We start from the raw sequence: 25,465 nt of genomic DNA, 5'->3' as shown, positions 1-25,465 counted from the left end.
TATTCTCGAAGGGTGGAGCCCGGCATGTTGATGACCCTCCAGGAATCCGTCGCCGCCTTCGTCTCGAAGTACGGGATGGAACTTATCATCGCGGGGAGCGCCGTTTCCCTGGTCCTCATCGTCGTCATCGTCTGGACGATCTTCCGGAAACGGGGGGAGACCGAGGCCGCCGACGTGTCGAAGCCTGGTCCGCCGCCTGTTCACGCCGCCCACTACCCCACCCGGGAGCAGGTCCTCGACGCCCTGGTGGAATTCGACGCCTACCCCACCTTCGCCAAGATCCTGGCCGAGGTATTCAACCACTTCTCCATGGAGTACCTGAACAGCTACGGGGAACTGGGGGCTTCCTTCGCCCGCCTGGTCGACTTCCCCAAGGGCGCCAAGGGCCTTTCCCCCACGCAGAAGGCCGCGATGGTCACCATCGTCCGCGTACTCATGTCCAGCGACTTCATCCGGAACAAGTGCGGCGACACCGTGGAGGAGAACTTCGAGACCTTCATGCAGGAAGTGGCCGAATCCCCCTTGAATTGACCCCGTGCGCGCGCGCCCCAAGGTACGCGCGCCGAGCCGAGGCGCGCGGCAGCGCCGATGCCGGTTCCCTCGGGAGGGGCGGCCGGGATCGCGCCCTTGCCCCTTGTTTTCTCCGCAACCCCAACGCCGGCCTCGGCTCGGCCGGCGTACCGCCCCAACGCCGGCCTCGGCTCGGCCGGCGTACGGGAGACTTGATTTTGGGCCGGAAAGCGGGTATGGTGTCCCGTTTTCAGGGAGGGCCGCCTTGTTCCGCAACCCGGACGCCGCCATCACTACGCCTGTACCCGTCGCCGAAGGGCCGAAGGCCGATGCCCGCCCCTCCGCCGACGGGAAGGGTACGCACGCTCCCGCGGACATCACGCTCATCCTCCCCGTCTACAACGAAGCCGACATCCTGCCGGGCATCGTCCGCTCCGTCGCCGGCTTCGTCCGGGAGTTCCCCCGCTACCGTGCCGTCTTCGTGGACGACGGCTCCGACGACGGGACCCCGGCGCTGCTGGAGAAAGCGATCGCGGACCTCGGCCAGCCCCGGCTCGAGTGCTGCCTCCTCCCGCGGAACGGGGGCAAGGGCTTGGCCATCCACGCGGGCATCGACCGGGCCACGGGGTCGTACGTCCTCTTCACCGACGGGGACCTGGCCTACTCCTTCGACCATCTGCACCGGTTGGCGGACGCCCTCACCCGCCACGACGTCGTCATCGGGAGCCGGCGCCTCCTCCGCGAGCGCCAGGTGAACATCCGCCTGGTCCGGCGCTTCACCGGTGAAGTCTTCAACCGGCTGGTCCGGCTCCTGCTCCGCCTGCCTTACCGGGACACCCAGGCCGGCCTCAAGGGGTTCACCCTGGCCGCCGCCCGGGAGATCTTCCGGCGGCAGCGGACCTTCGACTTCACCTTCGACGTGGAACTGATCTACATCGCGCGGAAACTGGGATACTCGGTCGGCGAGATCGCGGCGCACGTTTCCGAAACCCACTCGTACAAGGTCTCGAAGGTCCGCATGGTCCGGGACCCGCTGAAGATGTTCCTGGCGCTGTTCCGGATCTGGTGGCACGGCACCGCCGGGCACTACGCCGCCCCGAAGCGCGCAGACAGCACCCCAAAGGGGGAGAAGGCCCGATAGCATTATTCTTTGTGTTCCTTGCGTTCTTTGTGGTAAGAAATTCCCTCGGCAAGCGCCCGCGGGCTGAAAACGGTCCGTATTCGTTTCTGGCAGATCGTGCGGAGGAAACGAGCCTTGAACGTGACGCATGAAGGCCGCCGTTTCAATCCTTCCGAAATCGGGCGCATTCACCGGAGCCTGTCGAAAGCCGTGGAATGCCTCGAGGCCTACTACCGTTTTTCCCCCCGGGAGTGGTTCCACTACGGCTTCGACCTGCGGACGGCGCGGGACCTGGGGCCCGGTGTCCCGCCCCGCCCCCCCCACGTCCTGGCGGAGGTGGCCCGGAGCGTGCCCCGGGGGGCGGCCGCCCAAGAGGCGAAACCCGCCGGCGGGCCCCCGTGCCAGGATGTCTACGCCATCGTCCTCTACGACGCCAACATCCTCCGGTTGACGTCCGGCCGGCCCGAGGCCGACTTCGACCGCCTCCTCCTGCTCATCCTGACCCACGAGTTGGTCCACATCGCCCGGTTTTTCCACCAGGCGGACTACGACGCCCCCGAAACGGAGCGCCTCCCCGAGGAAACCCGCGTGCACCGGCTGACCCGGCGCGTCCTCGAGCGCCTGGGGGACCCGGAACTCCTCGCGCTGGCCGACGCTCACACGTCCGGGGAATACTCCTTCTGAAGCAGTTCCCGCGCCCGCTTGACCACTTCCTCCATGGTCACCGCCTTCATGCACCGCCGGTCGATGGGGCACACCGTGGTGAAGCACGGCCCGCAGATGTTCTTCCTCAGGGAGACGGCCCGATTCGAGAAGGGGCCGCCGATAACGGGGTCCGTGGGGCCGAAGAGGGCCACCTGGGGCACGTCGAAGGCGGCGGCGAGGTGCATCATCCCGGAGTCCGTCCCGACGAAGAGCCGGCAGGTGGCGATGAGGGCCGCGGTCTCCACCAGGCCGAGGGTCCCGCACGCGTTGAAGAGGTTCGTCCCGTCGCACTCCTGGATGACCAGGTCGGCGATGGCCCGGTCACCCCTCGCCCCGAAGAGGATCACGTTGAAGGGGATGCGATGGCGCAGCTTCCGGAGGACGGCCGCGTAGCGCTCCGGCAGCCACCGCCCCGCCGAGGAGCCGGCGGACCCGGCGAAGAGCCCGATCAGGGGGTTCCGCGGGTCGACCCCGAGCTTGGCGAGCGCTTCGCGGGCGGTCTGGACGAGCGGCTCCGTCAGGCGGACCCGGAGGTCGGGCCGGAATTGGGGCTCCTTCAGGTAGTTGACGGGAGACAAGCCGGACTCGTGCAGAAGCTGGAGGTGAAGGTAGACCTGGTGGAAGCGGCGAAGCTCCTCGGGCAGCCGGACGCTTCGGGTCAGGAGCGGGGACCACAGCCCCGTCACGTGCCCGATCCGGTGCTTCGCCCCCGAGGCCAGGCCTGTCAGTCGGGTCTGAAGGTCCGTTCGGAAGCCCACGAACACGCCCGGTCGCTTCCGGCGAACCGCCTTCCACAGGCGGAACGTGCCCCGGATCTCGCGCCGCCGCAGGGCGTCGGTCTTCCACGTCACCGAATCGTCGGTCTCCCCCAGGGTGCGGAGCAGGTTGGCGATCGACGCGGGGGCCACCAGGAGCAACCGGACCCCCTCGTGGTGACGGCGGATCTCCCGCAGCGACGGGACCGCCATCAGGGCTTCCCCCAGGGTTTCAACCCCCCCGACGGCGACGGTCCGTCGCCGGGGGTCGATGCGGATGGGTTTCCGGGGGGCCACGGAGGCCTCACCTCGCGACGGGCGCCGGGACGGCCGAGCCCGGGTCGTGGGGAAGGGGCGGTTTCAGGCCGACCCGGCGGGGCGCCCGGGCTTCGCGGCCCCGGCCCGGCGGCAGCACCCCGGCCCGGCCCGCTTCGCCGGGCTCGAAACCGAGGATGGCCACCGGCAGCCTCATGGTGTCTCTCCGGTCAGTTCCGGCTGAAGATGGATTCGACGTAGTCGTCCACGTTGAACTCGATGAGGTCGTCCATCTTCTCCCCGATGCCGACGTAGCGGATGGGGAGGTTGAGTTCCCGGGAGATGGCCACCACGACGCCGCCCTTGGCCGTCCCGTCCAGCTTGGTGACGACGAGGCCGGTCACGCCCGTGGTCCGGAGGAACTCCCGGGCCTGGTTGAGGCCGTTCTGGCCGGTGGTGGCGTCGATGATCAGGTACACCTCGTGGGGGGCGCCGGGGACCCGCTTCCCCGCGATGTTGCGCATCTTCTCCAGCTCTTTCATCAGGTTGTGCTTGGTGTGAAGCCGGCCGGCGGTGTCCACGATCACCAGGTCGGCCCCGTCGGCCCGGGCCCGGTCGACGGACTCGTAAAGCACGGCGGACGGGTCCGCGCCGTGAGACTTCCGCACGATGACGGCGCCGGAGCGCTGGGCCCAGATCTCGAGCTGCTCGATGGCCGCCGCCCGGAAGGTGTCCGCGGCGCAGACCACGACTTTCCGGCCGCCCAGGATGTAGCGGTTGGCCAGCTTGCCGATGGTGGTGGTCTTGCCGACGCCGTTCACCCCCACCACGAAGACGACGCCCGGAGGCGCCGCCGCCAGGGCCTTGTCCTCGGCCGCCGGCCGCTCGAGGATCCCCCGGAGGGTGTCCTTGATGACGGCCACGAGCTGGTCCATGTCGTTGAGGGCGTTGCGGCCGATCTCCTTCCGGGCCCGCTCCAGGATCTCCATCGTGACCGGCACCCCGATGTCGGCGCCGATCAGGATCGCCTCCAGCTGGTCGAGGACCTCGGCGTCGATCTTCTTCTTCCCGAGGAACAGGTCCCCGATCTTCCCCGCCAGGTTGTCCGTGGTGGACTTGACGGCGGTCTTCAGCTTGTTGAACAGACTGGACAGCATTCGATTTATTCCTCCTCCAGGCCGCGCTTCCTCCACGAAAGGAAAGTTCCGCGGATACGCGCGTTATTAACCACGGATGAACCCTCGCCGGTTAATGATTCGCAGCCTCCTGACTGATCAGGCGGCCCATCTCGGTGATGAATTCGTCCAGGTCCTGTATCATCGCCTGGACTTCCGCTTCGCTGAAGACCACATAATCGGCGTAGTCCGCGAAAGAACGCTTGTCGTAAGCCCTGTGCAGAGCCTTTCCGAATCGTCCATCAACCCTGCCGGTTTTGACAAAACCCTGATTGAACCAACTGATCAGCGGTTGATGTTTGGAAGATGCGAACCCCTTTTTCAACGCGAAAGCGGAAAGAGCATAGAACATCCCGTAATAGACCCGGTTGACGGCCAGTGCATTCCGCTTGTTCTCCAGTAAAAATCGAGCGTCCCGCAGGGCTTCCGAAGCCCTTTGCATTTTGTGGCCGACCAGAACAAGCAACTCATCCGGCGTCAGGTTCATGCCGAGATACCCTCACTGAATGCCTTCAGGATGAACGGCTGTTTTCCTTTCCAGGTGTCCAGGTCCTCACGAGAGATCACCTTGACATCGGACAGGATGTCGTATTCGAGATCCAGCTCGAAGCAGGCATCGAGGATGGCATTCTCCACTCGCCAGTCGAAACGGGAATTGAGCACGACGAGGATATCGAAATCCGAGTCGGGCAAAGCTCGGGCACTTGCTCGCGAGCCAAAGAGGATCACGGGGCCGATGACATCCCCGAAGCGCTGTCGGAGCACGTCGGCGACCCGGTTGATCAGTTCACGGCCGTCCATTCTCTCCTCCGACATTATTAAACCACGGATGAACACGGATTGACACGGATTTTTATGGAATCACCTTCGTGGGCACCGGGGAAGAATCCGGCGTCGATGCCGCTTTCTGAGGGAATCCGCAAGAAGCCCCATTCGTCCTTCACCGTTCGTGTGGTCCGTGTGGTTCGTGGTGATCCTCCGGGCCCGCGGCCTCAGGCCCAGTCGACGATCTCCCCGCCGTGGACGAGGTGAACGGTCCCGTCCGGGGCGCGGAGCCGCAGGGCCCCGTCGGGGTCGAGGCCGTCGGTGACGCCGCGGAGGGCGCCCCCCGGCGTCCGGGCCTCCACCCGCCGCCCGCGGGCGTAGGTGGACCGACGCTCCCACTCCGCCAGGACCCCGCCGGCCCTCCCCTGGGCCAGCGCGGCCAGGGCGGCATCGAGGGCGTCCAGCACCCGGGCCAGGACGTCGCGCCGGGAAAAGCCGATGCCGGTGATCGTCCGCAGGGAAACCGCACGGTCCCGGATCGCGTCGGGAAAACGCTCCTGGCCGACATTGATGCCGATCCCCAGCACCACGAAGGCGATCCCGCCGTCGACCGCCTCGGACTCCGCCAGGATGCCGCAGACCTTCCGCCCGTTCCAGAGCACGTCGTTGGGCCACTTCAGGTCGAGGGCCCCCTCGGCGTCGGGGCCGATCAGTGCCGACAACGCCCGGTGAACGGCCACGCCCGCCGCCAGGGTGAGCCACCCGGGCTGGAAATCACGGCTTGCGCCGCCCGAAACGCCCCACGCGCCTTTCGGCTGGAAGTCGGCGGGGGCCAAGACCAGGGTGGCGTAGACCCCGGTGTCGGGCGCCGAGTGCCAGTCGTGACCCACCCGTCCCCGCCCGGCCGTCTGCTCGCCCGCCAGCAGCAGCGTCCCGGGCCCGGCCTCCCTCCGCCGGGCCATCTCCAGCGCCCGGGCGTTGGTGGAATCGGTGACGGACCACGAAACCACCCGCCGGACGAATCGCCAACCGTCCAGCATTGCGGGATCGGGTTCATAACCACAAACGTCTCTTGAAACCACGCTCCACCTCCTCGTTGTCCGAGCCGATCCGGCCATCAACCCCGAACCACACCAACCACGCGAACGGAATTTCAGACCCGTCCTCGAGGTCGGCCCTTCCGGGCTGAACCACTAAGAACACTAATCTCCACTAATGGTTATAAGGACATGGATGTCAGGCCCTGAAACCGGTTATTACGTCAACCGTCATCCTTCCGAGGCCGTCGCTTCCCCCTCCCTCTGATTTAGTGAGAATTAGTGAAATTAGTGGTTTTGACCCGGAACCCGCCGCGGATCCATCGGCGGTTGGCGACGACGGACGCGACGAGCGCCGCCCCGAAGCACGCCGCGGTGAGGGTGTCCACCAGGCCGGGGTCGAAGTCGAGGCCCGTCAACCGGTCCGCCAGGTACTTGACGTAGGAGACGGGCAACCCCCGGTGGCCGAGTTTCTCCAGGACCTGGAAGTGCCACTCGGTGAGGGGGCAGAACCCCACCCCGTACCAGAGGCCCAGGAGGAACCACGAGGCGCCCGTCAGCAGAAGGGTGACGAGGTTGGCCTTCCGGGTCGGCTTCCACGCCCACCCGAAGAGGTTGAAGACGATCAGCGCCGTGTGGAAGGCCAGAAAAAGAAAGTCAAGAATCGTGTATCCCCACATTCAGGAAAGCGCCTCCCGGAGACTGGACGGCGGTCCCGGCCTCTCGCAAAGCCGCGAAGGCGCCAAGCCTGCAAACATCGCATCCCTGGCGGGATGCGGAAGCCTGTTTTCCCTTACGATACGCATCGGGACGGGCAAAGAAATGTAAATTGCGTCCAAAAACCGCCAGAAATCATGGCTTTGCGAGGCTTTGCGCCTTGGCGACTTTGCGAGAGGCGAACTCCCGTCATCCCAGCAGGGCCAGGGCGGCGCGGAGGGTGGCGGCCTTCTCGTCGAGTTCCGCCTGCTTTTTCCGGTTCTTCGCCACCACGTCCGCCGGGGCCTTGGCGAGGAAGTCGGCGTTGGCGAGCTTGACCTCGATCTTGAGCAGTTCGTCCTCGAGCTTCCGGATCTCGCGGTGGAGCCGGTCGCGCTCGGCCCCGGGGTCGGCCGCCGGTTCCGCCAGGAGCTGGAAGCGCACCCCGGGGCAGGCCCCCTTGAGGGCCCCCGGGGCATCGGTGAGGGGGCTCGACCGGCGGAGGCCGTCCAGGACGCCCAGCTGCCGGATCTCCGCGTCGAAAAGGGCCAGGGAGGCCGCCGCCTCGTCCCCGCCCTCGAACTCCAGCGGCAGGCGCTTGCCCGGCGGGATGTTGTTCTCCGCCCGGATGGTCCGGACGGCCGTCACGAACTCCTTGAGGAACTCCACGTGCCGCACGGCGTCGGGGCACTCCATCCCGGACAGGGCCTCCGGGAAGCGGGCGACCATGACGGACTCCCCCTCCCGCGGCAGTTTCTGCCAGATCTCCTCGGTGATGAAGGGCATGAAGGGGTGAAGCAGCCGCAGGCTCCGGTCCAGGACATAGAGGAGCAGGTCGAGGGTCTCGGCCCGCCGGGGGGCGTCCTCGGCCAGCCGCGGCTTGGCGAACTCGATGTACCAGTCGCAGAACTCGTGCCAGAAGAAGTGGTAGATGGCGTCCGCCGCCTCGTGGCAGAGGAAGTCGTCCAGCGAGGCGTTCATGGTCGCGGTGGTTTCGTTCAGCCGGTGGAGGACCCACCGGTCCGTCTCGTCCAGCGTCCCGCCGGCCAGGAGTTCGCGGATCCGTGCCTCGTCCACCGGCGCCATGTCGTCGGGCATCTTCATGACCAGGAAACGCGCGGCGTTCCAGATCTTGTTGGCGAAGGCCCGGTAGCCCACCATGCGGTCCATGCTGAAGGGGAGGTCGCTGCCGGGCATGGCCATGATGGCCAGGGTGAAGCGGACGGCGTCGGTCCCGTACTTGGACATGATCTCGAGCGGGTCCAGGGCGTTCCCCTTCGACTTGCTCATCTTCTGGTTGTGCTCGTCCCGCACCAGCCCGTGGATGTAGACGGTCCGGAAAGGGGCGTCGTCCATGAACTTCATCCCCATCATGATCATCCGGGCGACCCAGAAGAAGATGATGTCGTACCCGGTGATGAGCAGGTCGGTGGGGTAGAAGCGCTCGAGGTCCCGGGTCCGCTCCGGCCAGCCCAGCGTGGAGAAGGGCCAGAGGGCGGAGGAGAACCAGGTGTCCAGCACGTCCTCCTCCTGGCGGATGGAGGGCGAACCGCAGTGTGCGCACGTGTCCGGGTCGGTCCGGGCGACGGTGTACCGCTCGCAGGCGGGGCAGAACCAGGCCGGGATGCGGTGCCCCCACCAGAGCTGGCGGGAGATGCACCAGTCGTGGATGTCCGCCATCCACGTGAAGAAGGTCTTCTCGTAGCGCGGGGGAACGAACCGGGTCAACCCCTTCTCGACGGCTTCCACGGCCCGGTCCGCCAGGGGCTTGACCTTGACGAACCACTGGCTGGAGACCAGCGGTTCCACCACCGTCGTGCAGCGCTGGCAGTGCCCGACGTTGTGGACGTGCTTCTCCACCTTCTCCAGCAGGCCCTCCGCCTCCAGTTTCTCCAGGACCGCCGCCCGGCAGGCGTAGCGCTCCAGGCCGGCAAAGGGCCCGGCGGCGGCCGTCATTCGGCCGTGCTCGTCGATGACCCGCACGAAGGGCAGGTGGTGCCGCTGCCCCGTGAGGAAGTCGTTGGGGTCGTGGGAGGGCGTCACCTTCACCATGCCCGTGCCGAAGTCCATGGCCACCATCTCGTCCTCGACGAGGGGGATCTCCCGGCCGAGGAGGGGGAGGATCACCGTGGCTCCCCGCAGGTGGGCGAAGCGCTCATCGGCCGGGTTCATGGCCACGCCGGTGTCCCCCAGCATGGTCTCGGGCCGGGTGGTGGCCACGGTGACGAACTCGCCGGGGCGCCCCTTCACCGGGTAGCGGATGTACCAGAGCTTGCCCTCGAGGGTCTCGTACTGGGTCTCGAGGTCGGAGATGGCCGTGCCGCAGCGGGGGCACCAGTTGACAATGTACTCGCCCTTGTAGATCAGGCCTTCCTCGTAGAGCCGCACGAAAACCTCGCGGACCGCCCGGGAGAGGCCGTGGTCCAGGGTGAAGCGCAGGCGTTCCCAGTCGCAGGAGGTCCCCAGCTTCCGGAGCTGCCCCAGGATCCGGCCGCCGTACTCCTCCTTCCACTGCCACACCCGCTTCTCGAAGGCCTCCCGGCCCAGGTCCTGGCGGGTCTTGCCCTCGCCCTGGCGGAGGGTCTTCTCCACCACGTTCTGGGTGGCGATGCCGGCGTGGTCGGTCCCCGGCAGCCAGAGGGTGTCGTAGCCGCGCATCCGTTTCCAGCGGACGATGACATCGTGCAGGGTGAAGCAGAAGGCGTGCCCGATGTGGAGGGTCCCCGTGACGTTGGGCGGGGGGATCACGATGGAGAAACGGTCCTTGCCGTTCCCTTCGGGGGTGGGCTTGAACAGGCCCTTCTTCTCCCAGTAGGTGTACCACTTTGTTTCCACTTCAACGGGCTCGTATGACTTCGGGAGCGTTTCTTTCATGGTTGTCATCCTCGGATTGAACTGGCGGGGCACAACCGCTTCGGCCCCGCAGAGGGAAAAACAATTGGCTATGCTACCTCATTTCGCGGCCGTTTTCCAGTTCGGCTTTCAATTAATCTGTCCTTGCCTCACACCAAGTCGCAAAGCCGCCAAGCCTCGCAAAGAAAGACCGGGTGGTTTCCGCTTGACCCGGGCTGGGGGTTTCCGCCGACGGTTGGTTGTTCTCCTTGCAGTTATACCAGGCTTAAGATATCATTAACCGCTGATCACGCGCAGGGGGCTCATCCATGGACATGATTGTAAATACGTTCGATCAGGTGCTGAAGAAGGGGAAGGAGATCGGGGCCTCCGACTGCCACCTCAGCGTGGGGTCCCCGTGGAAATACCGGATCCACGGGCACATCGTCCCCATCAAGAGCCTGCCCAACATGAAGATCGAGGAGGCGGAGGCCCTGGTACGGCACATCGTCCGCTCCGGGCACGTACACCTGCAGGGCGACTTCGATCAAGCCATCCAGGTACTGCAGGACCTCGATTGTTCCTACTCCCTCCCCGGGGTTTGCCGTTTCCGGGTCAACATCTGCCGCCAGCGGGGGACCTTCTCCATCGTCCTGCGCGTCATTCCCTTCGAGGCCCCCTCCATCGAGGCGCTGGGGCTGCCCCCCGTGATCCGGGACATCGCCATGGAGGAGCGCGGGCTGGTCCTCCTGACGGGGATCACGGGCAGCGGCAAATCCACCACGCTGGCGGCCATGGTCCGGGAGATCAACCTCGCCAAGCCCGCCAAGATCGTGACCATCGAGGATCCCCTGGAATACCTCCACCGGGAGGTCAAGGCCTCGGTGATTCAGCGCGAGGTGGGATCCGACACGGAGAGTTTCGCCCGGGCCCTGCGCGCCGCCCTCCGCCAGGACCCGGACGTGATCCTGGTGGGCGAGATGCGGGACCGGGAGACCATCGACACCGCCATCAAGGCCGCGGAAACCGGCCACCTGGTCTTTTCCACCCTCCACACCACCGACGCCCCCAAGTCCATCAGCCGCATTCTCAGCGTCTTCGACCTCTCCGAGCAGCAGGCCGTCCGCCTGCGCCTGTCGGAAACGATCCGGGCGGTGGTTTCCCAGCGCCTCATCCGCCGCTGCGACCAGCAGGGCCGGGTCGCCGTCCTGGAGATCATGCGCTCGACCCTCAGCATCCAGGACTGCATCGAAAACCCCGAGAAAACCGGCGCCATCAAGGATTTCGTGGCCCAGGGCGGCGACACTTACGGCATGCAGACCTTCGACCAGCACCTGATGCGGCTCTTCAACGAGGGCATCATCGACATGGAAACGGCGAAGGCGGCCGCCACCAGCGCCTACGACTTCGAACGCAACGTTCAGTTCAGCTGACGCCGGGCCTAACCCGGGCAGGCCGGGAACGAACCACGGATGGACACGGATAAACACGGATTCTGAAGGACAAGGACCGACAGACAAACCGTCTGGGATGGTCCCAAACTCGAATCACCTATCCGTCTTCGTCTTTGGTTTCCACTCTCTCACCCTCTGCTGGAGGGCCTTCAAATCGGCGGCGGTGAGGCTTTCGGCCAGACGTCCCACCGAGAGCTTTGCGACTTCATCCCCCCCGGATGCGGCGAGCGAGAACCAGAAATAGGCTTCCTTGGTATTCTTTTCGATGATGACCCCATTGTCGTACATCGCGCCCACGTGGAATTGAGCCTCGACCCAACCATGCTCCGCAGCCCGGATCCACAGCGATTTCGCTTTGGCCGGGTCGCGCGCCACCCCCCTGCCCATGGAGTACAGCTTCCCAAGGTAGAACATCGCCTTGGGATCACTCTCCTCCGCGGCCAATCGAATCAGTTGGTCCGCCGCCAAACGCAGCCATTTTTCGGATTCCGCCTGAGTCAAGTCAGTTCCGAAGAGACTGGTATCCGATAGACCAAGGTTGTATTGAGCCCAGACGTAGCCCTGCTCCGCCGACTTTTTCAGCCAGATCATCGCCTGTGATTCATCCACAGGAACGCCCAGGCCATCCTCATACAATAGGCTTAGATTGCATTGGGCTTTCGCGTTCCCCTGCTCCGCGGCGCTGCGGGTCCATCGGAAAGCCTCCGCCTCGTTTTTCTGAACACCTTCTCCGTACATATACATCCAGCCCAGTTTGCTCTGGGCCTCCGCATTACCTTGCCCGGCCGCCAAACGCAGCCATCTGGCTGCTTCCTCCTTGTTTTTGGAGACCCCTTCCCCTTCGAAATACATGACGCCCACCTTTAACCGGGCATCTGCATTTCCCTTTTTCGCCGCTTCGAGAAGGGCTCCGAATTCCGCATCCGGAATCACGAATGCGCAGTAAAAAAAAACAGAAAGAATCGCAAACAACAATCGTTTCATGTTTGACATCACCACCCCAAGGCTTCGCGCCGGGATTGTTTCTCTGGACATCAGTATCCCGGCGACAACAATAGTATACCAGAGATGGACATCCCTATTTCTGAGAATGAAGAAACACTCACGCTTGGAACTCCTGACAGGAAATTCTGCATTTTTCGTCCCTCTTGGCGAGCTTGGCGGCTTGACGAGACCCATCTCCGCCTAGCTCTCGCCAGGCGCCAGGCCGGGCGCGAGGATTGGCGGAGACGCCGGGGGCGGCACGGCTGTCGTCGCCGACCGAGTAGCCAAATTCGTAAACGGCATTTTCCCGGCAGGCAGCGAGAAAAGCCGGGAAACCCAGTTTCAAAAATGGCTTGCGCAGGGGGAAGCCCGAGCGAATTATTGTTTGCGGAGCGGCCCCGGATCCGGTATAATGCGGTTTCGAAATCCGAACCAAAAAACCCCATGGAGGTGAATCATGAGTCTTTCCCCTTGGGCCCGAAGGATCTTCGGGATTTTCCTGGCCCTGGCCCTGCCGGCGGTCCTCTTCGCCGCCCAGGTGCAGCTGCCGCAGAAGGCCGTGCTCTTCCCGAGCACGTCCGGGGTCATCAAGGACACCGCGGCGTTCTACAACGCGGCCACCAAGGAGGGCAACCTCCTGCTGCTGCGCGCGGCCATCTTCGACCCGCTCCGCGACGGGCGGCCGGACCTGGACGCCTGGGTGCCCGACCGGATCAGCGGGCAGCCCCTGGACAAAAAGTACTACATCGTCCAGTGCAAGACCGTCCTGACCCCCGGCTTCCAGCGTCAGCTGACGGCGGCCGGGGCGCAGGTCCTGGACTACATCCCCAACAACGCCCTGATGGTGCGGATGAACGCCGCCGCCTACAATGCGGTCGTCGGCAACCCCGAGGTGCGCTGGGTGGGTGACTACCAGCCCGCCTTCAAGATGGGGCCGTACCTCGCCCTCAACCTGAACGAGGGCCTCACCGCCCTCCCGGGCGAGAAGGTGCGCTTCGCCGTCGCCTTCTTCACCCACGAGAACGTCTCCGACGCCGTCAACGAAATCGCCAACCGCTACCACGCCGACCGGAACTTCAACTACCGCCAGGACGCGCGGTGGACCGTGGTGTTCGAGGTCTCCCGCGAGGCGGCCGCCGAGTTCGTGACCTACCTGGCCAACCGGAACGACGTCCGGTGGGTCGAGCCGAACCTCCCTGCGAAGCTGATGAACGACAACTCCGTCTGGATGTGCCAGAGCGCCGATTCCGGGACCAAGGCGACCCCGATCTTCGCCCACGGCATCATGGGGCAGGGCCAGGTGGTGGCCATGTCCGACTCCGGCATCGACCGGGAGTCCTGCTTCTTCATCCACGCCGAAGGCGCCCCCCAGGTGAACAACCAGCACGTGACCCCTCCCGGGGTGCTCGCCATCGACACGGCCCAGCGCAAGCTGCTGGCCGTCAACATCATGGCGGATTCCATCGAGGACGACTCGGGCGTCCACTGGTACCACGGGACCCACACCTCGGGCTCCGTGGCCGGCAAGGACTACCACAGCACCCCGAACCCGGGCACGGGCGACGCCGCCCACCTGACCGGCGACGGCATGGCCCCCATGGCCAAGCTGATCGTGGAAGGCGGCGGCACTACCACGGGCGGGCTCAACTTCCCCTACCCGCTCTACGACCTGTGGCAGCAGGAACGCCTCAGCACGGCCCGCCTCGCCTCCAACAGCTGGGGGACGCAGATCGATTATCCCGGCTACTCCAACGAGTACCTCGACACCAACGCCTACGACGACCTTTTCGTGTGGCACAACGAGGACTTCCTGATCTGCTGGTCCACCGGGAACGTGGAGGATAACGCCCTCCTCAACAACTACTCCCTCGGCAAGAACGTCATCGCCGTCGGGGCCACCACCAACGGGAGCGCCGGCGCCAACGACGTCTGGGACTACTCCTGCAAGGGTCCCTCCGCCGACGGCCGCTACAAGCCCGACCTGGTCGCCCCCGGCATGGCCGTCCGCTCCGCGGCCGGCAGCACCGGCGCCGCCTGCAACACCAAGACCGGATCCGGCACCAGCATGGCCTGCCCGACGGTGGCCGGCCTGGCCGCCCTGGTCCGCCAGTACTACACCGAGGGCTGGTACCCCACCGGGACCAAGACCCCGGCCAACGCCATCACGCCCTCCGCAGCCCTGATCAAGGCCACCCTCGTCAACTCCGCGAAGAACCTGACGGGAGGCAACACGGGCGCCGTCGGCAACGAGGACGCCCCGGCCGGCGGGCAGGGGTGGGGCCGCCCCCTCCTCGACGACGCCCTCTACTTCGCCGCCAAGGCGGACGCCCGCAAGCTCTGCGTGGCGGACGTCCCCAACTCGGCGGGCCTCACCACCGGTGAAACCCGCGAGTACACCTACACCGTCGCGGCCGGGATGCCCTTCAAGGTCACCCTGGTCTGGTCCGACGCCCCGGCGTCCTACGGGGTCTCCCAAACCCTGGTGAACAACCTCGACCTGGAGGTCGAAGGGCCCGGCGGCATCCTCTACAAGGGCAACCAGTGGAACGGCACGCCCTCCAACAACACCAAGGAATCGGCCGCCAACCCCGCGGGGACCGACACCATCAACAACGTGGAAGGCGTCCTCCTCCGCACCCCCGCCGCCGGCACCTACAAGGTCCGGGTCAAGGGGACCAACATCCCGGGCTTCCAGTGCCGCTACACCCAGGGGTACGCCCTGGCGCTGACCGGCGACGTCGCCGGGGCGGATACCGCGGTGCTCAACATCGTCGGGATCGACATCGACGACTCCCTGGGGAACAACAACCACCTGGTGGACCCCGGCGAGGAAGTGCGGCTCAACGTCCGCCTCGGCAACTACGGCTCCGTGGATGCCGGCAGCGTCAATGCCGTCCTCTCCACCACCACGGCCGGCATCACCGTGACCGGGTCCAACTCCCCCTACCCGAACATCAACGTGGGCAAGTCCGCCGTCAACTCCACCCCCTTCACGTTCCGGGTGGCCGGCAACGTGCCGATGAACACGCTGATCCACTTCAACCTGGCGGTCAACACCTCGTCCTCCGCCGCCACGCTGCCCCTCACCGTCCGCGTGAAGCCCTCCAGCGCCCCCTCCCTGACCAACCTGGTCCTGACCGAGGGTGAGCGCTACGAGACGGACAACGGGGTCTACCCGCAGTACGTCTCGGTCCGGGTGGGCTTCGACTACGCCGACCCCGAGGCCGACTACGACAAGATGTACCTCTACACCCGCATCGGGGGCGTGGACTCGAACGCCCTGCCCGTCGTCCTCGACAACGACACCGCCGAGTTCTGGTACTACACCCCCGGGACGTCCGGGAACACGGAGTGGAACATCCGCTTCTTCTACCACGTGGCTTCCTCGAACCTGTCGGCCGGCCGGATCCAGGTGTACGGCTACCTGGTGGACAGCCAGGGCAACTGGAGCCCGATGGCCGTGTCCAACGAGCTGAACTTCACCATCGCCCAGACCGCCACGACCCCGCTCCAGCTCCAGGACGACGACGCCACGTATGTCGCCTTCCCCACCGGCTTCACCTTCCCCTTCTACGGGCAGACCTACTCGGGCTGCTGGCTCAACACCGACGGCAACATCACCTTCGGCGGCGGTTACGCCTGGATGGACCGCACCCCCAGCGCCTTCCTCAACGAGATGCCGCGCATCGCGGCCCTCTACACCGACCTGGCCAAGGACCCCGGGCAGGACCGGATCCAGGTGTCCTCCACCGCGAACACGGTCTCCTTCACCTTCGCCAACCTGCCCCAGTGGGCCCAGTCCGGCCCCACCGGCTCGCACAACTTCGTGGTCACCCTCCACAACACGGGGGCCATCGACGTCGCCTACGGGCGGTGCGACGTGACCGAGTCCCAGGAGGATTACCTCACCGGCCTCTTCTGGAAAGCCATCGTCGGCGTCTGCCCCGGTGGTTTCCCCTCCAACTTCCCCTCGACGGACCTCAGCGCCCTGGGCGGCAACATCACCATCCCCGCCGGTGACCCCATCTACCAGGGGTTCCAGGACACCGACTCCTTCGACCTGGCCAATTCCACCATCTTCTTCAACCCGCCGGCCTTCACCCCGGCGCAGACCCTCATCTTCCCGCGCCTGTCCTACAAGGGCGGCGACCGGAGCGAGGGCCTGGGCTTCGTGAACCCCACCGGCAAGGCCGCCCGGATCCGCTTCTCCGGCTACAACCTCACCGGCGGCGCCCTCGGGACCCAGAACACCATGTGGTGGCCCATCGACGGGCAGGGCGCCTACCAGGCGGAGAGCGTCCTCGGCCTGAGCGCCGACTCCGACGGCTGGGTCATGGCTGAAGCCGACCAGGTCGGCATCAAGGGCTTCTTCCTGTCCGAGAAGTTCGGCCCCGGCGGCCTGGCGGGCATGGACGGCGCCTCCGCCTTCCTGAGCACCGAGGCCATGGCCGACGGGTACTTCCCGCGCGTGATGTGCAGCGGCGGCTTCACCACCGAACTCTTCATCGCCAACCCCGGGACCGACGCCGCGGCCGTCACCCTGGTCGGCCTCAACGGGACCACCACCGTCAACGCCCCCGTCCAGAACATCCCGGCCAAGGGCGCCGTGAAGCTGGACGTGTCCACCGTATTCGGCCAGCCCTTCAACGGGGCGATCCACCTGACCGCCACCGGCTCCCAGGTCGTGGGCAACGCCCAGGTGCGCTTCGGGACCACCGCCATCAGCTCCTGCAACCTGATGCCCACCTCCGGCGCCGCCACCAACTTGACGGCCGCCCACATCACCTCCATCCCGACCGTGTACGCCACCGAGGTGAACCTCGTGAACACCGGCGGCGCGCCCGCCGTGGTGACCCTGACGCCCTACAACGCCGACGGGACCGCCATGACGCCCCCCTTCACCGTCAACGTCCCTGCCGGGCAGGTCGTCAACCTCAAGGACGCCCAGCTGGGCCTCCCCACCACCGGGTCCTCGGACGGCTGGCTCAACCTGGCCAGCGACGGGAGCCCGATCCTCGGCTGCCTCTCCTTCGGCAAGCCGGACACCTACGTCTACGAGTCCACCCTTCCGCTGCAGACGACCACCAAGACCACCCTGTACTTCTCCCAGGTGGCCAACGGCAACGCGGGCGGCGTCAACTTCTTCACCGGCCTCACCCTGGTCAACCCCGGCAGCACCTACGCCAACGCCGTGGTTTCCGTCTACGGCAGCGACGGGCGGCTCTACGGGCAGGCCAACGTGACCCTCAAGCCCAAGGAGAAGTTTGCGAGACTGCTCCAGACGCTGGAGAACATGGGGGCCATCCCCAACCAGGCCAGCGGCTACATCGAAATCACTTCCAGCCAGCCCATCTACGGCTTCGAGCTGTTCGGCGATTGGACGTTCAGCTTCCTGAGCGCCGTCACGGCCCAGTAAGCCTCCTCATCGATCCGCCCGCGGACGGGCGGATCGATCATAATAAAAGCCGCCCCCCCGGGCGGCTTTTTTTATTGGGGAGTGCGGGGACACGCCGCGGAACGTCAGGGCGCGCGCCCCAAGCCGGCGGCGTGGCGGCGGGTGTGTTCTTCGATATCGGATGTGCGTGGCGGGAAAGGACCTAAAGGACCTAAGGGACCTAAGGGACCTAAGGGACCTAAGGGACCCGAAGGATCCAAAGAGACCCTTAAAAACCAAAGGGCCCAAAGGACAGCGAGAACGACCAGAGACCGAAAGCAGCGGCTTTCAATGGCCCCCGCCGTCCTTCAGGCGCTTTAGCGGCGGCGTTTTACCAACGTGTTGTCGATCCCGGTTGCCTGCCGAAGCCGCTGTTGCCGGGCGACGCCTCGGGAAGAGCGCAGGTCCTTTAGCAGGCCTTTGGGTCCTTTGGGTCCTTTGTCCTTTGCCGCTCTATTTCGGGCCCGGCAACCCCACGGCGCACCTGGCGGGGGCGCTGCCCACCTCGCGGGGGGGCTTCGCCGCCGCCGCGTGGAGCGCCAGCGCCACCTTCTCCGCCGTCACCGGCATGGAGGTGATGCGCACGCCCACCGCGTCCTCGACGGCGTTGGCCACCATGGGCGCCGCGGGGATCATGGTGTGCTCCCCCACGCCCCGGGCGCCGAAGGGCCCGTCGGGCTGGGGCGTCTCCACGATGATGGGGACGATCTCGCCGGGGATGTCCAGGGCCGTGGGGATCTTGTAGTCGGTGAAGTTGGGGTTGAGCAGGCGGCCGCCCGGGTCGAAACGCATGTCCTCGTAGAGCACCGTGGCCAGTCCCTGGACCATGCCGCCGATCACCTGGGCGTTGACGAGGTCCGGGTTGATGGCCTTCCCGGCGTCCACGGCGAGGACGGCCTTCCGCACGTCCATCTTGCCCGTCTCCCGGTCCACCTCCACCTCCACGGCGGCGGCGCCGACGGTGTAGTGCACGTTGGGGTGCCCGCCCTGGCTCGTCTCGGGGTCGCTTTTCGCCGACGTGAACTCCGGCATGAACATGCCGCTGGAGAGCACGGGCCCGCCCTTGAAGGACCCGTCGGGGGTCTGGAGCCCCTGGATGACGAAGGTCCGCAGGGGCAGGGCGAAGTGGGGGTTCGTGCGGCACTTCACCGCCTCGTCCTCCAGGTAGAGGTCGTCCTTCTCCAGGCAGTGCACCCGGTGGACCATCTCGAAAATCTGCTCCCGGGCGGCCAGCGCGGCCCGCTTCACGGCGTTGCCGCACCCCCAGGTGACGTGGGAGCCCACGGTCTGCCACTCGTAGGCGTTGCGGTCGGTGTCGGGGGTCTCCACCCGGATCCGGGACACGGGCACGGCGAGGACCTCCGCGGCGATCTGGGCCATCACGGTCAGGTAGCCTTGGCCGATCTCCATGCCGGAGACCAGGATGTTGAGGCTCCCGTCCTCGTTGAACTTGAGGAAGGCCGAGGAAGCGGCGTTGGGCGGCATGGCCGGCGCCTTCCAGAAGAGGGAGAACCCCTTCCCCACCGCCTTGCGCGGGTCGGCGGGCGCCGTCTTCTTCCCCCACTCGATGGCGTCCGCCACCTGGTCGATGGCCTGCACCAGGCCCGCCGGGTTCATCTCGGCGCCGTAGGCCAGGGTGTCGCCCTCCCGGATGGCGTTTACGCGGCGGAACGCCACGGGGTCCATCCCGATGAGGGCGGCGACGCGGTTGATGTGGGACTCCAGGCCAAAGTGGAACTCGGAGTAGCCGAACCCCCGGTAGGGGCCTCCCGGCGGGAGGTTGGTGTAGACGCAGACCGAGTCGATGGCGATGTTGGGGATGCGGTACGGCCCCGTGGCGGAGAGCCCCACGGCGTTCACCACGTTGGCGCCGTATTCCACGTAGGCGCCGGCGTCCCAGTAGAGGGCGTGCTCCAGGGCGGTGAGGGTCCCGTCCTTTTTCACCCCGAGCTTGACCCGGGCTTTCACGCCCTGGCGCTGGTAGGTGTTGTAGAACTCCTGCTCCCGGGTCCAGCGCACCTTCACCGGGTAACCCTTGACCGCCACCGCCAGGGCCGCCCCGAGGATCTCCATGGACACGCCGGCCTTGCCGCCGAACCCGCCGCCGATGTAGGGCGTGACCACCCGGACGTCCTTGTGGGTCAGGCCGAGCGGCGCCAGCGACTCGGCGAAGAGGTTCCGCTGGGTGAAGGGGGACTGGGAGGCCGACCAGAGGGTCAGGCGCCCCGCGTGGTCGTAGAGCCCGACGATGACGTGGGTCTCGATGGCGCAGTGGGCGTAGCGGGGGACGGTGTAGGTGTCCTCCAGCACCACGTCGGCCTCGGCGAAGGCCTTCGCCGTGTCGCCGCGGCGGGTCTTGCGCCAGTGGGCGACGTTGGTCCCGCCCTTCGGGAAGAACCAGGGCACCCGGGGGTAGGCGGCCAGGTCCGGGTGCAGCAGCGGCGCTTTCTCCTCCAGGGCGTCCAGGGGCTCGAAGACCGCCGGGAGGTCCTCGTACTCCACCGTCAGGAGCCGGGCGGCCTTCCGGGCGGTGCGGGGGTCCCGGGCCACCACGGCGGCCACCTGCTCGCCCACGAACCGTACCCGGTCCTGGGCGAAGATGTGGCGGTCCTTCATGTACAGGCCGAAGCGGTAGGGGAAGTCCTTCCCCGTGACCACTTTGACGACGCCGGGGACCTTCTCCGCCGCCGCGGTGTCGATGCGCACGATCCGCGCGTGGGCACGGGGGCTCTCCACGATCTCGGCGTGCAGGAGGTTGGGGCCGAAGTCGAGGTCGTCCACGTACTTCGCCGTGGCCGTCACCTTCTCCAGCCCGTCGATCCGAACCACCGACTCACCCACATATCGCATAGCGACCTCCTCAACTGTTTCAATCTGATTTTCAACCACGAACCACACGAACAAAGCCGGTCATCGTTCACTTTATTCATCCAACGGATATTCTCACTCAGAGATACCGAGGGGCCTCGTTCGGTCCGATTCTCCGTGCCTCCGTGCCTCTGTGAGAGATTTTCCGGAAATAATCTCACGGAGGCACAGAGGCACAGAGCCGGAAGCGCTATTTTCGGCAACCGTCACCCTTCCTGGCCCCGCGCAGAGGCGCTGAGACCAGGCTCGAACACCCCAAGAACCAAGTGGAGACCATGCTATCTTTCTCCGCGGCCCTGCGGCTCTGCGCGAGAACGGCTCATGTCTTCTTCCCGGCGGCGACGACGGCGTCGAGGATGGGCGTGTAGCCGGTGCAGCGGCAGAGGTGCCCGTCCAGCGCTTCCCGGACCGCCTCCCGGTCGGGGGACGGGTCCTGCTGCAGCAGCGCCGTCGCCGCCACCACGAACCCCGGGGCGCAGAAGCCGCACTGAAAGCTGTTGTGCTCCAGGAACTTCTCCTGGAGCGGGCTGAGGCCGTCCCGGTTGAGGCCTTCCACCGTGACCAGTTCCCGGCCGTCCGCTTCCACCGCCAGGATCAGGCAGCTCCGGACAGGCTTCCCGTCCAGGAGCACCGTGCAGGTGCCGCACTCGCCCCGCTCGCAGCCGATCTTGGGGCTCTTGATCCCCAGTCGCTCCCGCAGGGTGTCCAGCAGGATCTCCCACGGGTCGACGTCCAGGGTCCGGACCTCCCCGTTCAACGTGAACCGAATGCTCTTCCTGAAGCTCATGTTTTTCTCCTCCCGCTCAGATCAGGGGCGTGCCGTAGTCGGGACCCTTGCCTTCCAGCCGGGTTTCCGCCGCCCGGAGGGCACGCTCAAGCATGACGGCCGTCGCCAGACTCCGGTACTCCCGGGTCGCCCGGACGTCGGTGATGGGGGCGATCTCCTGCGACAGCAGGGTTTTGGCTTCCTCGACGAGGGCGTCTGTCAGGGGCTTGCCCGCCAGAAGCGCTTCCAGCTTGAGGGCCCGGAAGGGCTTGACCGCCACCGCTCCGAAGGCGACGCGCCGGACGTGCCCCGGCAGGGCCAGGACCGCCACGGAAGCCTGGGCCAGGTCCTCACCGCGGTAGCGCCCGAGCTTGATGAAACTTCCACCGTGCGGGCCCGACGGCAACGGCAGCCGGACGGACGTCACCAGCTCGGTGTCCGCCTTTGCGGTCCTGCGTTTTTCGATGAACCAGTCGGGGATGGCGATCGTGCGGGCCCCCGACGGGCCGGCCAGGTCCACCACGGCGTCCAGGGCCAGCAGGGAGGGGCCGCCGTCGCAGCAGGGGATGGCCGAGCAGATGTTCCCGGCCAGCGTGGCCCGGTTGCGCAACCCGCAGGAGCCGACGCGCCCCGCCGCCTCCCAGAGCACCGGGGCCTCGCGCCGGACCTCGGGTGACTCGCGGAGCTCGTTGAAGGTCACGGCCGCCCCGATGCGCAGGAAACCGTCCTGCCTCGCGATCCCGCGAAGCTCGGGAATCCCCTTGACGTCCACCACCATGCGGGGGGTGGCCAGCTCGTCGCGCATCCACCCCACCAGGTCGGTCCCGCCGGCCAGCACCGCGGCCGCCGCCCCGTGAACCGCCAACACCCCCACCGCCTCGACCACGGATAACGGTTTCACATAATCGAAATCGTGTAAAATGGGCATATCAACTCCTTAAACAACCACGAAATACACGGAATACACAAAACGAAATCAAAGGATGATCCGCTCAACCGTAGCTTTCGGATGATGACCGAAATTAACCAAAAGCCCCAATCGGAACCGACTCGCTCTCAGATAATTAAACAGCTGAGCCCTGTGTTCTTCGATGATTTCCTTTACCGCCTTCAGTTCGAGGATGATCTTTCCGAAACACACAAAATCCGGTTTGAATGTCTTCTGGAGAAGCTTCTTCTTGAAATATAGTGGAAGCTCCTTCTGCGCTTCGAACGGAATCCCTCTCTCCGACATCTCGGTCTCCATGCATTCCTGGTAGACCGACTCCAGAAAACCGTAGCCGATCTCTCGATAGACTTCAAAAACGGCTCCCTGAATCAGATACGTTTCATCCCTGTAGATCAGTGAATCGTACTCTTCTGCCGGAGCGCGAACCTCGACCAAGTCCGAGAATTCCGTTCGTTCGTGTATTTCGTGTATTTCGTGGTTCATTCACGTGTTATTCCGGGGGGAGGAGGGCGACGATGCGGCACATCGACGACTCCAGCTCGATCCCCCGGAGCGGGAAGCACCCGATCCACGCCCGCTGGTTGCGGACCTTGTCGATCTCGCCCCCCAGGTTCTCCGCGTGCACCAGTTTCTTCGGGAAGAGCTTCAGGTGCATGACCTGGTAGTAGGTCTCCGGGGGGAACATCTCGTCCCAGCCCTTGCCGTAATCCTTCTTCAGCTTGGCCTCGGCCTCGGTGAAGCGGGCGGGGTGCCAGTTCCGGATGATGGTGTTCATGGGGTGGTCCGCCGAGCCGCAGTCCACGCCGATCCACTTCAGTTTCATGTCCAGGGCCCACTCGTGGAACTCCGGCCCCGGTCCGGGGTGCTTGACGAAGTAGCGGATCTCGTCGGCTCCCGGCTGGTCCCAGGCGTAGCGGTGGTACCCGGTGTTGATGATGAGGATGTCGCCCTTCTTCACGTCCACCCGCTTGGTGATCATGTCGGGGCTGTAGAGGCCGTAGTCCTCCACGTCGTCGGAGATGTCGGCCACGGCGCCGGGGCCCACCCACTCGTCCAGGGGCACGTCGCCGATGGGCCGCCCGCTGGGGTAGAAGTGGACCTCGCCGTCCATGTGGGTCCCCACGTGGTTGCTGGTGGTGATGATCTGGCCGTTGGCGCCCTGCCCCATGTGGGCGCCGGCGATGCGCTTGAAGTACTGGATGCCCAGGGGCATGTAACTGGGCCAGGGGGGCGTGTGGACGCTCAGCCGCTGGGTGAGGTCGTACATCTTGACGTCGTTCATGAACTTCAGGAATTCCTTGGTTTTCATATGTCCTCCGGTGGGTTTCTAGGTTCTGTGTTTCGAGGGGTCGGGAGACGGGGGGAGAGGCCGGGGGTCAGGTGAACGGGCTTCGAGGGCCTGTCAGACCGGCGGGAGTCATGGGAGTTATGGGAATCATGGGAATCATGGGAGTCATGGGAGTCATGGGGATTATGGGGCTTGGGAGGTTTTGGGAACGGCTTGGCCGGGGACGGGAAGGTCGGGGGCGAAGGCACGGCATTCCCGGCAGCGACCGGAGCGGTACCGGGCTGCCGGCAGAAAACGAGGGGCTGCACGTCCCGCAGGCTATCCCGGGTTTGCTTCCCCGGGTCAAATCCTGTCTGCCCCATCTGCCCCCCCACGGCCCGAATTCCGACGTCTCCCTTCCAACATCCTCCTCCCGTCTCCCAAGTTCTTTATTCTGAATTCTGTATTCTGTCTCCTACCCCCCCAACGCTTCGCCGAATGCTTCGAACGCCTTCCGGAACGGTTCCATGGGGGCGCTCAGGACACCGGCCCCCACCTGCCCGACGCCGGGGTCCTTGTGGGCCACCCCGGTGTCGATGAAGGGGAGCACGCCCGTGGTTGCCACTTTGATGACGTCGATCCCGACGGGGGTTCCCCGGAAGTTCAGGGTCGGGATCTGCCAGGCGTTGTGCTCCGCCGCGGTGATCTCGTACATCTGCAGCGTGTAGCCGGCCGCGTCCGCGGCGTCCCCCCCCACGAACTGGACGATGGCGGGGGCCGCGGCGATGGCGAACCCGCCGAGGCTCCCCGTCTCCGTGATGGCGCTGTCGCCGATGTCGGGGTTGGCATCCGCCTTGGAAAAGCCCGGGAAATAGAGGGCGTCCGGCACCGGCGCCGGCCCCGTGAACCAGCGGGGGCCGGTCCCGGAGACCTTCACCCCGAAGTCGGTCCCGTTCCGGGCCATGACGGTCACCAGGCTGCAGCCGGGGATCCCCGCCAGGGGGTCGAGCAACGCTTTGCACGTGGCCATGGACAGGTTCAGGAAGAAGTGGTCGTTCCCCCCGATGAAGTCCAGGACCGCGGCGGCGATCTCCGGGTCCGGGGCCGTCCGCACCACGGCGGGCGCCAGGGCCCGGTAGAGGAGGGACGTGGCCGCCCGGTTCCGGTTGTGGACCTCGTCCCCCATGTGGAGGGCCTGGGCGATGACGGCCTTCAGGTCGATCTTCCCGAGATGCTCGATCGCCCGTTTCAGCGTGGGGTAGAGCGTGTCCTCCATCCACTTCAGGCGCCGGATCACTTCCTCGCTGTAGGCACCGTACCGCAGGACCTTGCCGAGCCCCTCGTTCTGGGTGGTGAAGGCGAGGTTGCCGGACGTCTCGTTGCGAAGGATGAAAACCGGCATGGAGGCTGACACCACGCCGGCCATGGGCCCGACAGCGCCGTGCTCGTGGCACGGGTCGAAGGAGATCGCCCCCGAGGCGGCCAGCTTCTCGGCTTCCCCGGGCGACGCCGCCATCCCCTCGTAGATCAGGGCGCCCATCACCGCGCCGCGCATGGGGCCGCACATCCGGTCCCAGGTGACGGGCGGGCCGGCGTGGAGCAGGAGGTCCTTCCGCATGCCGGGGACGACGTCCACGGCCTTGCCCATGCCCACCAGGAAGGGCGCACCGGCCAGGAAGACCTTCACCGCCCGGTCGTTGGCTTCACGGATGGTTTCCGCCCGGGCCCGGACGCGTTCCGTCGCCGCGGGGTCGAGGTCGGCGGGCGGACGCCAGTCCACGTGGACCGACTCCCCACCGGCCCGCCGGATGCTCTCCGCGAAGCTCTCCAGGCCGATGTTCACCACCTTCAACCCGTCTCCGAACAAGTCGCTGATCGCCATGATCTTCTTCC

Annotated in this window: 20 protein-coding genes; 5 read left to right on the top strand and 15 right to left on the bottom strand. The window is 66.0% G+C overall.

The window, feature by feature from the left end; genetic code table 11:
• Positions 1–24: 24 nt before the first annotated feature.
• The 3 genes from KA419_03450 to KA419_03440 all read left to right on the top strand — a co-directional run bounded on the left by KA419_03450 (position 25) and on the right by KA419_03440 (position 2,314).
• On the top strand, positions 25–531 hold the full coding sequence (locus KA419_03450; GenBank protein ID MBP7864982.1) for a hypothetical protein: 507 nt from the start codon (positions 25–27) through the stop codon (positions 529–531).
• 244 nt (positions 532–775) lie between these two features.
• Positions 776–1,651 (top strand): glycosyltransferase, encoded by an 876-nt coding sequence (locus KA419_03445; protein MBP7864981.1) that lies wholly within the window; start codon positions 776–778, stop codon positions 1,649–1,651.
• Between the two features lie 114 nt (positions 1,652–1,765).
• Complete coding sequence (locus KA419_03440) at positions 1,766–2,314, top strand: hypothetical protein (GenBank protein MBP7864980.1); 549 nt, start codon at positions 1,766–1,768, stop codon at positions 2,312–2,314.
• Here KA419_03440 and KA419_03435 read toward each other — a convergent pair.
• From KA419_03435 to KA419_03400, 8 genes are all read right to left on the bottom strand, one after another.
• Complete coding sequence (locus tag KA419_03435) at positions 2,287–3,387, bottom strand: glycosyltransferase family 9 protein (GenBank protein ID MBP7864979.1); 1,101 nt, start codon at positions 3,385–3,387, stop codon at positions 2,287–2,289. The two genes, KA419_03440 and KA419_03435, sit on opposite strands and share 28 nt — an antisense overlap.
• A 7-nt stretch (positions 3,388–3,394) precedes the next feature.
• Positions 3,395–3,562, bottom strand: a complete 168-nt coding sequence (locus KA419_03430) for a hypothetical protein (GenBank protein ID MBP7864978.1) — start codon at positions 3,560–3,562, stop codon at positions 3,395–3,397.
• Between the two features lie 13 nt (positions 3,563–3,575).
• Positions 3,576–4,502, bottom strand: a complete 927-nt coding sequence (gene ftsY / locus KA419_03425; GenBank protein ID MBP7864977.1) for a signal recognition particle-docking protein FtsY — start codon at positions 4,500–4,502, stop codon at positions 3,576–3,578.
• Between the two features lie 91 nt (positions 4,503–4,593).
• A complete protein-coding gene (locus KA419_03420; GenBank protein ID MBP7864976.1) occupies positions 4,594–5,007 on the bottom strand; it encodes a HEPN domain-containing protein in 414 nt (137 codons plus the stop codon).
• Positions 5,004–5,321, bottom strand: coding sequence for a nucleotidyltransferase domain-containing protein (locus KA419_03415; GenBank protein ID MBP7864975.1), 318 nt, complete (start codon positions 5,319–5,321; stop codon positions 5,004–5,006). The genes KA419_03420 and KA419_03415 overlap by 4 nt, the downstream gene beginning before the upstream one ends.
• 191 nt (positions 5,322–5,512) lie before the next feature.
• Positions 5,513–6,367: a biotin--[acetyl-CoA-carboxylase] ligase gene (locus KA419_03410; GenBank protein ID MBP7864974.1), complete on the bottom strand. Its 855-nt coding sequence runs from the start codon at positions 6,365–6,367 to the stop codon at positions 5,513–5,515.
• Positions 6,368–6,591: 224 nt separating this feature from the next.
• Positions 6,592–7,002, bottom strand: a complete 411-nt coding sequence (locus tag KA419_03405; protein MBP7864973.1) for a DUF2784 domain-containing protein — start codon at positions 7,000–7,002, stop codon at positions 6,592–6,594.
• A 226-nt stretch (positions 7,003–7,228) separates the two neighbouring features.
• Positions 7,229–9,892 carry a valine--tRNA ligase gene (locus tag KA419_03400; GenBank protein MBP7864972.1) on the bottom strand — a complete coding sequence of 888 codons (2,664 nt, stop codon included), beginning with the start codon at positions 9,890–9,892 and terminating at the stop codon, positions 7,229–7,231.
• A gap of 293 nt (positions 9,893–10,185) precedes the next feature.
• On the opposite strand from KA419_03400, the gene KA419_03395 reads away from it, so the two are divergent.
• Positions 10,186–11,283, top strand: coding sequence for a PilT/PilU family type 4a pilus ATPase (locus KA419_03395; protein MBP7864971.1), 1,098 nt, complete (start codon positions 10,186–10,188; stop codon positions 11,281–11,283).
• 114 nt (positions 11,284–11,397) lie between these two features.
• Here the strand turns inward: KA419_03395 and KA419_03390 are convergent, their stop codons facing one another.
• On the bottom strand, positions 11,398–12,288 hold the full coding sequence (locus KA419_03390) for a sel1 repeat family protein (GenBank protein ID MBP7864970.1): 891 nt from the start codon (positions 12,286–12,288) through the stop codon (positions 11,398–11,400).
• A 457-nt stretch (positions 12,289–12,745) separates the two neighbouring features.
• Between KA419_03390 and KA419_03385 the strand changes: the two genes are divergently transcribed.
• Positions 12,746–17,704, top strand: a complete 4,959-nt coding sequence (locus tag KA419_03385; GenBank protein ID MBP7864969.1) for a S8 family serine peptidase — start codon at positions 12,746–12,748, stop codon at positions 17,702–17,704.
• Between the two features lie 471 nt (positions 17,705–18,175).
• On the opposite strand, the gene KA419_03380 is transcribed toward KA419_03385, so the two are convergent.
• The 6 genes from KA419_03380 to KA419_03355 form a co-directional block, all read right to left on the bottom strand.
• Positions 18,176–20,572, bottom strand: a complete 2,397-nt coding sequence (locus tag KA419_03380; protein MBP7864968.1) for a xanthine dehydrogenase family protein molybdopterin-binding subunit — start codon at positions 20,570–20,572, stop codon at positions 18,176–18,178.
• 337 nt (positions 20,573–20,909) lie between these two features.
• Positions 20,910–21,377 (bottom strand): (2Fe-2S)-binding protein, encoded by a 468-nt coding sequence (locus KA419_03375; GenBank protein MBP7864967.1) that lies wholly within the window; start codon positions 21,375–21,377, stop codon positions 20,910–20,912.
• A 16-nt stretch (positions 21,378–21,393) separates the two neighbouring features.
• A complete protein-coding gene (locus tag KA419_03370) occupies positions 21,394–22,284 on the bottom strand; it encodes a xanthine dehydrogenase family protein subunit M (protein ID MBP7864966.1) in 891 nt (296 codons plus the stop codon).
• Between the two features lie 48 nt (positions 22,285–22,332).
• Entirely contained in the window at positions 22,333–22,788 is a 456-nt protein-coding gene (locus tag KA419_03365) for a GxxExxY protein (GenBank protein MBP7864965.1), read from the bottom strand.
• Between the two features lie 7 nt (positions 22,789–22,795).
• Entirely contained in the window at positions 22,796–23,614 is an 819-nt protein-coding gene (locus KA419_03360) for a cyclase family protein (protein ID MBP7864964.1), read from the bottom strand.
• A gap of 433 nt (positions 23,615–24,047) precedes the next feature.
• A complete protein-coding gene (locus KA419_03355) occupies positions 24,048–25,454 on the bottom strand; it encodes a DUF1116 domain-containing protein (GenBank protein ID MBP7864963.1) in 1,407 nt (468 codons plus the stop codon).
• Between the last annotated feature and the right edge of the window lie 11 nt (positions 25,455–25,465).

The organism is Acidobacteriota bacterium (assembly GCA_018001935.1).
Classification (GTDB): Bacteria; Acidobacteriota; JAAYUB01; order JAAYUB01; family JAAYUB01; genus JAGNHB01.
This window is presented reverse-complemented; position numbering and strand designations above follow the sequence as displayed.

Bases quoted from the DNA above. Each gene is read 5' to 3' on its own strand.
- KA419_03380 (MBP7864968.1), bottom strand. From the start codon at position 20,572: ATGCGATATGTGGGTGAGTCGGTGGTTCGGATCGACGGGCTGGAGAAG.
- KA419_03430 (MBP7864978.1), bottom strand. From the start codon at position 3,562: ATGAGGCTGCCGGTGGCCATCCTCGGTTTCGAGCCCGGCGAAGCGGGC.
- KA419_03405 (MBP7864973.1), bottom strand. From the start codon at position 7,002: ATGTGGGGATACACGATTCTTGACTTTCTTTTTCTGGCCTTCCACACG.
- KA419_03360 (MBP7864964.1), bottom strand. From the start codon at position 23,614: ATGAAAACCAAGGAATTCCTGAAGTTCATGAACGACGTCAAGATGTAC.
- ftsY (MBP7864977.1), bottom strand. From the start codon at position 4,502: ATGCTGTCCAGTCTGTTCAACAAGCTGAAGACCGCCGTCAAGTCCACC.
- KA419_03355 (MBP7864963.1), bottom strand. From the start codon at position 25,454: ATGGCGATCAGCGACTTGTTCGGAGACGGGTTGAAGGTGGTGAACATC.
- KA419_03365 (MBP7864965.1), bottom strand. From the start codon at position 22,788: ATGAACCACGAAATACACGAAATACACGAACGAACGGAATTCTCGGAC.
- KA419_03400 (MBP7864972.1), bottom strand. From the start codon at position 9,892: ATGAAAGAAACGCTCCCGAAGTCATACGAGCCCGTTGAAGTGGAAACA.
- KA419_03395 (MBP7864971.1), top strand. From the start codon at position 10,186: ATGATTGTAAATACGTTCGATCAGGTGCTGAAGAAGGGGAAGGAGATC.
- KA419_03375 (MBP7864967.1), bottom strand. From the start codon at position 21,377: ATGAGCTTCAGGAAGAGCATTCGGTTCACGTTGAACGGGGAGGTCCGG.
- KA419_03385 (MBP7864969.1), top strand. From the start codon at position 12,746: ATGAGTCTTTCCCCTTGGGCCCGAAGGATCTTCGGGATTTTCCTGGCC.
- KA419_03390 (MBP7864970.1), bottom strand. From the start codon at position 12,288: ATGAAACGATTGTTGTTTGCGATTCTTTCTGTTTTTTTTTACTGCGCA.
- KA419_03450 (MBP7864982.1), top strand. From the start codon at position 25: ATGTTGATGACCCTCCAGGAATCCGTCGCCGCCTTCGTCTCGAAGTAC.
- KA419_03420 (MBP7864976.1), bottom strand. From the start codon at position 5,007: ATGAACCTGACGCCGGATGAGTTGCTTGTTCTGGTCGGCCACAAAATG.
- KA419_03370 (MBP7864966.1), bottom strand. From the start codon at position 22,284: ATGCCCATTTTACACGATTTCGATTATGTGAAACCGTTATCCGTGGTC.
- KA419_03415 (MBP7864975.1), bottom strand. From the start codon at position 5,321: ATGGACGGCCGTGAACTGATCAACCGGGTCGCCGACGTGCTCCGACAG.